This window comes from Paenibacillus selenitireducens (assembly GCF_002021565.1).
In the GTDB taxonomy this organism is placed as follows: Bacteria; Bacillota; Bacilli; order Paenibacillales; family Paenibacillaceae; genus Paenibacillus_K; species Paenibacillus_K selenitireducens.
In genome coordinates, this window is sequence record NZ_MSZX01000008.1 from 102938 (window position 1) to 115182 (window position 12245).

Below are 12245 nucleotides of genomic sequence, written 5' to 3' on the forward strand. Positions count from 1 at the left end.
TTCATACGTTAGCAAATTCATTCTGGAAGGTCAACACTTTTGTTAATTGCACGGCATTAGATTAATGTGATCCTTGCTAGCACCTCTCGAAGAATCATACCGGTGTAGGTGAGTGGTGGTTATAAATGGTACCACGTCATGAAATAAATGTATCTGAATCTTCGGCATCCACGATACGAACGAGTTTTCATCGCTTCAGGCTACCTGTTACAATGAAATACATCGAATACAGAAGGAGCTTGAATGTATGGGGATCTTTTTACCACAGCAAATCCGTGTCTACCCCTTCCGCGAAACGATGGACCCTGCGTTCTGTCAGCTTTATTCCGTGGGTCGTGATCTCGTCACGGATCATCAATATCATTGGGATGGCATGACTCGGGCAGACGGACCACTCTTTTTATTTCAATATACGTTAGCCGGATGGGGACATATTTTGATTCACGATAAAATACATCGGGTCGAGCCGGGTGATGCTTTCCTCGTCGAAATTCCGAGCCCCCACCGATATTTCCTACCCGAAACAAGCCCTTTATGGGATGTGAGCTTCATACTTTTTCACCCGGGTCACCTGGCCGAGCCCTGGTTACAACTCCTGCGCCATTGGGATTCGATCAAGAATATCCCTGATTCAAGCGCGATCATTCGCCATTTGCACAGCATCATTCATGCAGCCGATAAAAACCGTATTACGGACGGGTACCTCGCCTCCTCTTACGTCTATCAATTCATTATGGAATTGTTCCGTGATCAGGATACTGAGCAAGCAGAATCCTATGATTGGCCGCTAAAAGTGAGACAAGCCGCAGACTATTTAGAGGCTCATTACAGTTCGCTTCAGAGTCTCGCGGATCTCGCAGAACATGTTGGATTATCCAAGTTCTATTTCAACCGCTTATTCACCCGGCATACGGGATACTCTCCCTTGACCTATCTTACAAAGGTACGGTTGGAGCAAGCCATAGATCGATTGAGGAATACAGATCTGAATGTAGAGGACATTGCGCTGCAAATCGGATATTCCAGCAGCAGTTATTTGATTAGAGTCTTTCGGCAGTGGTTCGGTTGTTCCCCTCATGAATTTCGTTCCCGCGAAAGAGCAATATTGTACTAGATTCAGCAAAACATTCGCATGGCGATGCCGCATGCTCTCTTTTATGATGGAATAACAGAGCCATACATGAGAGAGGATGATTTCGATGAACTTCTTAAAAATTGCGAATACCCCACCGATGGGGTGGAATAGCTGGGATTGTTACGGGGCAAGTGTGCGCGAGGATGAAATCCGCGGGAACGCCGCATACATGGCAGAACACTTACAAGCATACGGCTGGGAATATGTTGTCGTAGACATTCAGTGGTATGAACCGGGAGCTAATTCTTCGCAATACCGTCCATTTGTCCCCCTAGAAATGGATGAATACGCTCGGCTTATGCCAGCCGTGAACCGATTCCCATCCGCCATAGACGGCAATGGATTCGCACCCTTAGCAGCTTATGTTCATAGCCTGGGCTTAAAATTCGGGATTCATATCATGCGTGGTATTCCGAGGCAAGCCGTACATGCGAATACGCCGCTTCTTGGGACGACAGCTACAGCAAGAGACATCGCACACACGAATTCCATCTGCCCATGGAACACGGATATGTACGGTGTTGATGCATCCAAGCCTGGGGCTCAGGAATACTACAATTCCTTGTTCCAGCTATATGCCTCTTGGGGCGTTGATTTCGTCAAGGTGGATGATATCGCAGCATCACGGCTGTACGACTCGCATCTGGACGAAATTCAGCTCATCCGACATGCAATCGATCAATGCGGGAGAGACATGGTGCTCAGCCTATCGCCAGGTCCTGCGCCCATCGAATATGCAGAGACGCTCATGAAGAATGCGAACATGTGGCGCATGACGGATGATTATTGGGATCACTGGTCTCTGCTCCTCGAGATGTTCGACCGCTGTGAACAATGGTACCCTCATGTCGAGCCTGGAAACTGGCCAGATGCAGATATGCTGCCCCTCGGTCATATCGGGATTCGATCCGTCGATGGCAGCGGAAGTGATCGATGGACAAGATTTACGCAGGATGAGCAGAGAACCATGATGACGCTCTGGTGCATCTTCCGGTCACCGCTGATGTTTGGAGGCGAGCTTCGAGATAACGACGACTGGACGTTATCCTTGTTGAACAATGAGGAAGTGATCACCGTATTACGCGAGAGTCATAGCAATCGCCCTCTGCTTCGTGAGGGTCAACACATCGCTTGGACTGCAAAAGGGCCCAACGATACGACCTATCTTGCCTTGTTCAATGTAGGTGACGAAGCTTCGACGGTGACGGTAACATTAGACCAACTCGGGTTATCCAGTCCGCAGCAAGTTCGAGATCTATGGACTCGAGAGGATCTATCCTCTGTGCAGGATCGTGTCGAGCATCGGATTTCTGCCCATGGCTCGATGCTGCTGCAATTACGGTAGAAGCTAAACCCTTGGGTCACCATAACATGCAACAGCCCGCCTTCTTTGAGAGGCGGGCTGTTATGTTTCTTTTTCTAATGTATTCATTCCATCGATGAATCATTGTTCATGCATCACGCTTTGCTCTCGAAGTGCATCAAGAAGTCGTTCCATGAGCTGTACACCTTGCGACAAACTCTGTCCATCCGGTTTTTTGACACGTTCTCTATAGGTTAGCGTCGCGTTGTGTTCCTTGATCTTCAGCCGTATTTCGGCATGTGGATGTTCGAGGAGCATATCACTCAGTTGCTCATGCTTCAATAATGACCTTAGCATACTCGGATGGGTAGCTCCTCCTTTGAATACTTTCATGAGGGCTGAATTCGGCATCGATGTAGGACGCAATCGTTGCTGCAAAAAGGAATAGGCTAGTCGTTTCGCTGAACAAAGATAAAACTCCAACTTTCGTCGCGGCCGATAAGTATACGTTAACTCCATCGTATCCGCCGAACTTCCATTGTTATTCCCTGCTTCAATAATTGTAACCTGTATCGTTCCAGCTCCGTGTCTGGCCCCTACCGTTACATGCTGGGATTTATAGCTGAACCCTTTGAAGGAAGCTTCATGGTATGTCCCGTTGAAATCATGCGCATATTGACGGAGAATCCCCGTACTCTTCGGCTCCCACCACTTTTTGCGAACGTGTTTCTTCGATTCAGTCTGCATCCGGCTCCGCCTCCTTCCTCTGCTGCTTCACTGAAGGAAGACGACCCGCCTCTTTCAGCGCTTCACGCAGCAAGTATTCCATATGACCATTCACGCTTCGAAATTCATCCGCTGCCCAGCGCTCCAAAGCCTCGTAAATGGTCGGGTCAAGGCGCAGAGGAAAGCTTTTCTTTTTGCCTGCCATGGTGAATGGATCGCTCCATTAATATAGCGTACTCGTATTTATCACGGGCTGGGCAGACCGATCCGACACGACCGCTACGAGCAAATTATTAATCATGGCTGCTTTGCGCTCATCATCGAGCTCAACCGATCCATCCGCTTCCAGCCTTTGAATGGCTAATTGCACCATGGATACGGCACCCTCCACAATTTTCTCACGAGCAGCAATAATTGCCGTTGCTTGCTGACGCTGCAGCATTGCACTCGCAATTTCTGTGGAATAGGCCAGATGCGTTAATCGAGACTCAATGACGTTAACCCCTGCGGTTGCAAGACGATTTTGCAATTCCGTGCTCAATTCGAGAGCAATCTCTTCCGTATTGCTGCGTAGGGAGAACCCGGCACCTTCCGCACCGTCATACGGATATTTGCTGGCAACATGACGTAAAGCCGTCTCGCTCTGAATCTCAACAAACGTCTCGTATTCGTCCACTTCAAACAATGCTTTCGCTGAATCTACGACTGAGAATACAACGACCGCTGCAATCTCTATCGGATTCCCATCTACATCATTCACTTTTAATTTTGCACTGTTAAAGTTACGTACGCGTAAGGACACTTTTTTATGCCCCGAGAACGGGATAGTTAAATAAAAACCGCTTGTACGAATCACACCCAGATATTGACCGAAAAAGGTAATCACGTTCGCTTGGTTCGGTTGCACAACTGTTAAGCCTGTCATCAATAACAAAGCGATCACTTCGAGCACGATACCTAAGACGATGAATGCAGCATTTCCGTTGTTCCCGCCATTCACTAACAAATATACGCCGACGCCGATTAACACCAATACCAATAACAATCCAATAAACCCGTTCACATAAGGACTCTTCTTCTCCTGCAGCATAAAAGCTCACTCCTTAATATCTCTAAGATATCTTTATGATATCACTTTTTACTAATATTGTAAACTATAGCGGGTGGTTATATCTTAAATCCACGTAATGACCATATCAAAAAGCCTGCTTCGTCCTAATAGGTGCAGCAAGCATTTTGAATGGAGAGAATTGGGGAGGTCCAACCGGCTATGTTGGTTTTGTGCAATATAGCAATATGGCTCCGCACCATCAACTTTCTCGCGGATCTATGCTAGATTTATCCAGTATAGCTTCACCAACATCACTACTTCGCGCCTATCCTGGATTTCCAATATAGCTCCTCGCCATCAACTTTTCGCGTACCTCTATGCCGGATTTATCCAATATAACTTCATCACCAACACCTTTCCCCCACCTATACTGGATTTATCCAACATAGCCTCATCACCAACACCTTTCCCCGTACCTATAATGGACGTTTCCAATATAGAGGGTGGAAATTAGCATTCAGGAGGCATTTTCGGCCCATTCCATTGGATTTATCCAGTATAGCGAGTGAAATCGCACCGAAAGAGCCTAAGTTAGTGGATTTATCCAGTATAGCGCGAGTATGCTGGCCCAGAATGAATCGCTTAGCTCGTAACGCTAAACACACTATGCTAGTCACGTACCATTTAGCACGCAGCGCTAAACACATCATGCTAGTCACATACCGTTTGCGCATAACCCACCAGTTACTCCTCCGAGGTCGCCTCCGCTTTTAACCAACACAAAAATGCTATCGCCCTCTCCCTCCGAGAGTGCAATAGCTCTTTTGCATGCGATACCTGCCTTACACGGACAGGCCGCGAATATCAAAATACTGCTTCGCATTATTGTAGCAAATATCTTCGATGATGCCCCCAATGAATGTAAAGTCGCTTGGCAGCTCACCCTCTTCGATCCAGGTTCCCATGAGATTACATAAGATCCGCCGGAAGTATTCATGTCTGGTGAACGACAAGAAGCTTCGCGAATCCGTCAGCATACCCACAAAGGTACTCATGAGTCCAATGCTCGACAAAGCGGTTAATTGGCGAATCATGCCATCCTTCTGATCATGGAACCACCAGCCTGAACCCATTTGAACCTTGCCGCGAATCCCTGCCGCCTGGAAATTGCCGATCGCCGAAGCAATCATTTCATATTGGGTAGGATTTAACGTGTAGATAATCGTCTTCGGTAACTGGTTGAATTGCTCCAGCTGATTCAGGAACGCATTCAATGACCGTGCCAGATCATAGTCTAGAATGGAATCATACCCGGTATCTCTCCCGAGCAGCTTAAACATACGCTCATTGTTATTCCGAATCGCTCCAATATGGAGCTGCATCACCCAACCATACTGATGGTAAAATCCAGCTAAATGCAGCATGGTGAAGGATTGATGCTTATGGATCTCTTCTTGCGAGAGGGTCTCTCCATTCAACGCACGGCTGAAAATGAACGAGACTTCTTGCTCATTCGCGGGAACGTACGGGAGTGTCTCAAATCCATGATCTGACACCCGTCCCCCCTGCTCATGAAAATATCCGACCCGCTCCCCGAGGGCCTCAATAAATTGCGTATAGGTCGTGATCGTCTGACCGGATTTCGTACTCCCACTCAATTCCTGCACGTAATCCTTGAACGTCGCATGGACGACATCCAACGCTCGGTCGGGCCGGAAGGACGGAACGACAACCGTATCGATATCCGGATTTTTCGCAATCTGTTGATGATGCTCTAACGAATCCGTTGGAGCGTCTGTTGTACAAGCGACTCTAACATCGAACTGCTTCAGAATACCGTTCGTGCTCATGGACGGATCCTGCAGTTTCTCATTGCACTTCTCCCAGATCCCTCTTGCAGTGTCCTCAGACAGCAGCTCATGAATACCGAAGTACCTCGCAAGCTCTAAATGCGTCCAATGATAAAGCGGGTTGCCTACCGTATAGGGAACGCATTTCGCCCACATCATAAATTTGTCTTCATCGGACGCATCCCCTGTAATGAAACGCTCTTCTATGCCAAGCCAACGCATGGCACGCCATTTATAGTGATCTCCGCCTAACCAAATTTCTGTCATATTGTTAAACTGTCGGTTGCTTGCAATTTCGGCCGGAGTCAAATGATTATGAAAATCATGGATCGGCATCTTTTTCGCATAATCATGGTATAAAATTTGGGCGCTCTTGTTCTGAAGCAACCAGTCTTCATGGATAAATGTAGACATTGAGGTCCCTCCTCATATCTTTAAAATGATTGACGCTTCCATACTACCATACTTGTATGGTAGTATGGAAGCGTGGAATATGAAAGGTGGTCACCTGGTGGATTTAAAAGTAAAAATACAGCCGTCTTCAACACGCGATGCCGTGTACCTGACGCTTAAAGAACAGATTTTAACCATGGAACTCGCACCCGGTACGAGCATCTCGGAGAAAGAGATCTCCCTCTTGCTTGAGGTCAGCCGTACGCCGGTGAGAGAAAGCTTCCAGCGTCTTGCTCAGGAAGGCTTATTAGAAATCTACCCGCAGCGTGGAACCACGGTCTCCCTTATCGATCCAGAACTCGTCGAGGAAGCCAGGTTCATGCGTGAACAATTGGAACGGGCCGTCATTCGCTTAGCAAGCCAAAGCTTCCCTGACGAATTCTTATCGAAGCTGCATATGAACGTCTCACTTCAGAAAGTTTCGATGGAACATCAGGATTATAAACAAATGTTCGAGCTTGACGAAGCATTTCACCGCACGATCTTCGAAGGCTGCAAGAAGAGTAATACGTGGGCCGTCATTCAACAGATAAATGCTCATTTGAATCGCAGTAGAATGCTCAGACTTTCTGCGGATCACCATTGGGATCATCTCTACCTGCAGCATCAAGAAATGGTTCAAGCGATTCAAGCCAAAGACGCGGATCGCGCGGAGCAGTTAATGAAGGAACATCTACATTTAACGATCGACGATCTCGTGCTGCTGAAAGAAAAATATCCAACTTATTTCAAATAAACGAAAGGTGTGAAAACAGATGAGAATGACATTTCGCTGGTATGGCGAAGGCAACGACTCTGTATCGCTCGATCAAATTAGGCAAATTCCAGGCGTAGAAGGCATCGTCTGGTCCCTGCACGATATTCCAGCCGGGGAAGAATGGCCGATGGAACGCATTATGCAAGAAAAAGTATGGATTGAAAAGCACGGCTTTCATATCGACGTGGTCGAAAGTGTGAACGTACATGAAGATATTAAGCTGGGGCTGCCATCCCGGGACCGCTATATAGAGAACTATAAGCGCACGATCGAGAAATTAGGTCAAGCTGGCGTCAAAGTCATCTGCTATAATTTCATGCCAGTGTTCGATTGGACACGCACGGATTTGTTTAAGGAAATGGAAGACGGCTCCACCGCGCTATTTTTCGAAAAAGCACTGGTTGATCAGATGGATCCGATGGAGTTGGTCCGTAAAATTAATGACAACTCCACTTTCACGATGCCTGGTTGGGAACCGGAACGTCTGCAGCATTTAACAAAACTTTTCGAAGCCTATAAGAACGTATCGCAAGAAGACTTGTGGGATAACCTGAAATATTTCCTCGAGCAAATTGTGCCAGTTGCCGAAATTAACGGAATCAAAATGGCCATCCATCCGGATGACCCGCCATGGCCTATCTTCGGCCTTCCGAGAATAATGACAGGCAAAGCGAGTATTCAGCGCATGCTGAACCTTGTGGACAGCCCGTCCAACTGCCTGACGATGTGCACAGGCTCTTTGGGGGCCAACCCGGATAATGATCTTGGTGATATCATTCGTACCTTCGCAGATCGGATTCCGTTCGCTCATATCCGTAATGTCCGTGTATATGAGAATGGCGATTTCATCGAAACCTCACATCGTGCTTGTGACGGCTCCGTCGATATAACCGATGTCGTTAAGGCTTATCACGAAAATGGGTTCACAGGCTATGTACGCCCTGACCACGGCCGACATTTATGGAATGAGAAATGCCGCCCAGGCTACGGTCTATACGACCGCGCGCTTGGCATTATGTACTTGTGGGGCGTATGGGATTCCTTAGAACGCGAACGTATTCGCGCGGAACAACAATAGGAGGCGAACGAGGATGAATTTGGCGAAACATCCGACACTAGAAAATAAAGTCGTAGTCATTACCGGTGGTGCTGGGGTGCTGTGCCGTGTGATGGCCGTTGAGCTTGCTCGTCAAGGCGCGCATGTGGCCATCCTGAACCGTACCGTAGAGAAAGGACTTGAAGTCGTCGCGGATATTGAAGCTATCGGCGGTCGTGCAATAGCTATAAGCTGTGATGTTACGAATGCTGAAAGTGTTCAACAAGCCGCAGACACGGTCACGGAGCAACTCGGAACCTGTGATATTCTCATCAATGGTGCTGGCGGGAATCACCCCAGCGCGAACACGACGAATGAAATCTTCCACGTTGAAGATTTAGAGGCTCCAGATCTCACAACGTTCTTCAATTTAAGCGTTACGGGATTCCGACATGTCTTGGATTTGAACTTCGTGGGGACATTGATTCCAACGCAAATTTTCGCAAAACATATGCTGAATAAAGCAGGCGCCACCATAATCAACATTTCTTCGATGAGTGCGCCTTCGCCAATGACGAAGGTTCCTGCCTATAGCGCAGCCAAAGCAGCCATCAACAACTTCACACAATGGTTGGCCGTTCATTTCGCAGAATCGGGTATTCGTGTCAACGCGATTGCCCCAGGCTTCTTCTTAACAAAGCAGAATGAGAACCTGCTCAAGAATCCAGACGGCTCACTTACAGAACGCTCTCATAAAATCATTACGCATACCCCGATGCGGAGGTTTGGGAAACCTGAGGATCTGCTCGGAACCCTCCTCTGGCTCGCCGATGATGAGATGTCCGGCTTCGTGACAGGTACGGTCATTCCGATCGACGGCGGATTTATGGCATACGCTGGCGTATAAACAAGCAGAAGCGCCCTCCAGTATCCTTTTCAAAGGACGGAAGGCGCTTCTTTGAACAATGACAAACCCGATAATTAATACATGCTGTGTGACTATTCACACAGCCATAACGCTATCACTATATTACGCTGAAATCGTATCAACGACTTGGTCCCCGTGATGTCAATTCATACGTGATGTGGGGCTGTCACATTAGAACTGTAATCGGTTTCAATGTATAGGAGGAATGTAGCATGGTGGATGGAAAATATGGACTTGGTATCGTAGGATTTGGAGGCATGGGCAGTCAGCATGGACGCATGCTCGAAGATAATCAAAAGATTCGCGTGGTGAGCGTATGCGACCTCAAAGCGGATCGTCTGGAAGCCGGTCGAGAGCTTGGCTATAAGACTTACGAGGCATTCGAAGATATATTGCAAGATGCGGAAGTGGATATCATTCTGCTCGCCACCCCGAACCATCTGCACAAAGACATGGCCATCGATGCCTTCGAAGCCGGTAAACATGTGATCTGTGAAAAACCCGTCACGTTAAACGCTGACGAAATGCGCGACATTATCGCAGCCACGGAACGCACTGGGCGTAAATTTATGGTCCATCAGAATCGCAGATGGGATAATGACTATTTAACAGTCAAAAAAATCTTCGATGAACAATTAATTGGCGACGTATTCAATGTCGAGTCGCGAATTCACGGTTCCCGCGGGATACCGGGCGACTGGCGGCATGTCAAAGCCTACGGTGGAGGCATGATGCTGGACTGGGGCGTGCATTTGATTGACCGCATCATCATGATGTTCAACGAAAAACTATCGAAGCTATATTGTGAATTCAGCTATGTCTGGAAGGATGAATGCGACGACGGATTTAAGCTGCTCTTGACGTTCGAGAGTGGAAAAACCGCTCTGATCGAAGTCGGTACGCTCAACTATCAATCCTTACCGCATTGGTATGTCTGCGGAACCGAAGGCACCGCCTCCATTCGGGGCTGGAACCTGGAGGGCGAAATGATGCGCTTGGAATCCTTTGAAGAGAAGGATGCGAAGCCGATTGTCGCTGGAGCCGGCTTTACGAAGACCATGGCGCCTCGCGGAGAAGATAGCGTGGTGAAGCTCCCGCTTCCTATCGTGGAATCTGATGTGAGAGAATTCTATGCCAATTTCATCGATGTGATCGAAGGGCATGCCGAACCATTCATTAAGAATGAAGAAGTTCTGCATATTATGGAAATCATCGATGCCGCCTTCGTATCTGCTGAGACAGGAGAAGTCATCAAGTTCTAATACCATGCTCCAATAAATAGAGGCTCCTGCGGATACATCTGATCCGACAGGAGCCTCTTCGTTATGTGGATGTAAAATACCTGACTTCCCTTCTAACCTTGCACGGGTTGAATATCCAGCCATTCCATTCTAACGGGATGATGCTGTGCCTGCACAACGATGGTATGCGTACCTTGTTCCATCGACACCATCGGTTTGACGACAATGGTCTCCCACGCCTCACCGATTCCATCCAGAGATACCGATTGCTGATCATCCAGCGTAACGAGAAGCTTACCCTCGCCGTGCGGGGAAGATAATAGCAAGGTCAGCTCGTATCGGGCTTTACTCTCCTCTGGCACGATCATAAACTCATAGGCTAGCCAATCACCGGGAGCAAGCTCCACGCAAATCCGTTCGTCATCATGCCAACGATGTCCGCCGCCATGCTGGAAGTTCGCCTTGTCCCGCTCGCCTTCCACGAAGAACATCTTCACCCCGTCCTGAATCCGGAACCCGATATGCTGCTCCACCTTCGCTTTGACGCCAAAGCTCACATCTTCTCCCCGATAACCGTAAAAAATCGACGGTATGCGAACTGGGGCTTTGCGGAGCAATGCATTCACGATCTCCGGATGATATTCGCAGGCGTGGAAATCGATATGAGCTAGATAAGTCCATAAAATCTTCTCCGCCGTCGCCAGATCCGGTTGATCCCCGCCTTCCAAATACTGAACTAACAACTCCCAACCTGCCGGCTTCATTACAGAACACGGAGAATTCGCTGTCTCCATCTTCTTCCACGTCCAGAAATTCCATGAAATATCATGATCTTCGAATAATCGGAACGCCCCCGTATACCATTCCTTATTATTCTCTCCACCCTCGCCCATGAAGATCGGCACATCCCAAGCCTCTCGCGTATCCAGATACTTCTGAATGCTCTCTGTATCCGGGTTGTTCCAGTACTTATGGAATTGCAGCATGAGGTTATCGTCGATCTTCTCGCCGAAAATAGACCAATCCGTGGACCAATGCACGCCTTCAAGAATAATCATATGCTTCGAATCCACTTCCCGTATGGCAGCTACAATATCCTTATACAGCGGCATAACCAAATGATTGTATTGTGCAAAATAGTCGGGAAGTGGTTCATTCAGCAGATCGTACCCTGCCACAATCCATTCGTCCTTATACCGTTCAGCCAGCATTCTCCACAACTCAATCGTCATACGACGGTAATGTTCATGGATAAATAACTCGGGTTGATCCTGTTCAGAATCGTCGATATTCGCACCTGTCTGACCGCCGGGAGCACCATGTAGATCAAGGATTACATACAGGCCGTAAGATCGGCACCACGCAATGATACGGTCAATGAGCTCAATACGACCGGCTCTGAATGTGACCGGCTCACCATCTTCAATGAGCATACGCGCATTGATCGGTACCCGAACGGAGTTAAATCCTTCGACAGCAATCTGACGAATATCCTCTTCCGATGTGTAACGATCATAATAGATCTCCCAGAACTGCTCAGCCTTCTCCCGTCCGACCAAGTCCTCCACCATGCGTTCAATGCGACGCGGACGATCCCCTTGCACAGGCATCCGCCACATATAGCCTTCGGGCAGCAGCCAGCTCCCCAATCCGACCCCGCGGAGCAACAGTTCATACCCTTCCCCGTTCCGTATCTTGCGACCCTCTGCCTTTACAAAACCTACAACCTCGTTGCGCACGGCATTCATTTCGTTCCCTCCAGTTC

11 protein-coding genes are annotated in these 12245 nt (G+C 48.1%); 6 read left to right on the top strand and 5 right to left on the bottom strand.

Annotated features, from left to right (window positions below; translation table 11 throughout):
- Positions 1-247 precede the first annotated feature (247 nt).
- Together BVG16_RS19835 and BVG16_RS19840 are read left to right on the top strand one after the other, a co-directional pair.
- Positions 248-1114 carry a helix-turn-helix transcriptional regulator gene (locus BVG16_RS19835; protein WP_078500842.1) on the top strand — a complete coding sequence of 289 codons (867 nt, stop codon included), beginning with the start codon at positions 248-250 and terminating at the stop codon, positions 1112-1114.
- 85 nt (positions 1115-1199) lie between these two features.
- Positions 1200-2480, top strand: a complete 1281-nt coding sequence (locus tag BVG16_RS19840; RefSeq protein WP_078500844.1) for a glycoside hydrolase family 27 protein — start codon at positions 1200-1202, stop codon at positions 2478-2480.
- A gap of 99 nt (positions 2481-2579) precedes the next feature.
- Here BVG16_RS19840 and BVG16_RS33405 read toward each other — a convergent pair whose 3' ends face one another.
- The 4 genes from BVG16_RS33405 to uxaC all read right to left on the bottom strand — a co-directional run bounded on the left by BVG16_RS33405 (position 2580) and on the right by uxaC (position 6479).
- The gene (locus tag BVG16_RS33405) at positions 2580-3185 is read right to left on the bottom strand and encodes a hypothetical protein (protein WP_078500846.1); all 606 of its coding nucleotides are present in this window, start codon (positions 3183-3185) and stop codon (positions 2580-2582) included.
- Positions 3175-3369 carry a hypothetical protein gene (locus BVG16_RS19850; RefSeq protein ID WP_078500848.1) on the bottom strand — a complete coding sequence of 65 codons (195 nt, stop codon included), beginning with the start codon at positions 3367-3369 and terminating at the stop codon, positions 3175-3177. The genes BVG16_RS33405 and BVG16_RS19850 overlap by 11 nt, the downstream gene beginning before the upstream one ends.
- An 18-nt stretch (positions 3370-3387) precedes the next feature.
- Positions 3388-4254: an SPFH domain-containing protein gene (locus tag BVG16_RS19855; protein WP_198957508.1), complete on the bottom strand. Its 867-nt coding sequence runs from the start codon at positions 4252-4254 to the stop codon at positions 3388-3390.
- A gap of 803 nt (positions 4255-5057) precedes the next feature.
- Positions 5058-6479 carry a glucuronate isomerase gene (gene uxaC, locus BVG16_RS19860; RefSeq protein ID WP_078500850.1) on the bottom strand — a complete coding sequence of 474 codons (1422 nt, stop codon included), beginning with the start codon at positions 6477-6479 and terminating at the stop codon, positions 5058-5060.
- Between the two features lie 97 nt (positions 6480-6576).
- On the opposite strand from uxaC, the gene BVG16_RS19865 reads away from it, so the two are divergent.
- The 4 genes from BVG16_RS19865 to BVG16_RS19880 all read left to right on the top strand — a co-directional run bounded on the left by BVG16_RS19865 (position 6577) and on the right by BVG16_RS19880 (position 10501).
- Complete coding sequence (locus BVG16_RS19865; RefSeq protein ID WP_408635355.1) at positions 6577-7254, top strand: GntR family transcriptional regulator; 678 nt, start codon at positions 6577-6579, stop codon at positions 7252-7254.
- 19 nt (positions 7255-7273) lie between these two features.
- Positions 7274-8353 carry a mannonate dehydratase gene (uxuA, locus tag BVG16_RS19870; protein WP_078500852.1) on the top strand — a complete coding sequence of 360 codons (1080 nt, stop codon included), beginning with the start codon at positions 7274-7276 and terminating at the stop codon, positions 8351-8353.
- A 13-nt stretch (positions 8354-8366) separates the two neighbouring features.
- A complete protein-coding gene (locus BVG16_RS19875) occupies positions 8367-9218 on the top strand; it encodes an SDR family oxidoreductase (protein ID WP_078500854.1) in 852 nt (283 codons plus the stop codon).
- A gap of 233 nt (positions 9219-9451) precedes the next feature.
- On the top strand, positions 9452-10501 hold the full coding sequence (locus BVG16_RS19880) for a Gfo/Idh/MocA family protein (RefSeq protein ID WP_078500856.1): 1050 nt from the start codon (positions 9452-9454) through the stop codon (positions 10499-10501).
- Positions 10502-10593: 92 nt separating this feature from the next.
- Here the strand turns inward: BVG16_RS19880 and BVG16_RS19885 are convergent, their stop codons facing one another.
- The gene (locus BVG16_RS19885; protein ID WP_078500858.1) at positions 10594-12228 is read right to left on the bottom strand and encodes a cellulase family glycosylhydrolase; all 1635 of its coding nucleotides are present in this window, start codon (positions 12226-12228) and stop codon (positions 10594-10596) included.
- Between the last annotated feature and the right edge of the window lie 17 nt (positions 12229-12245).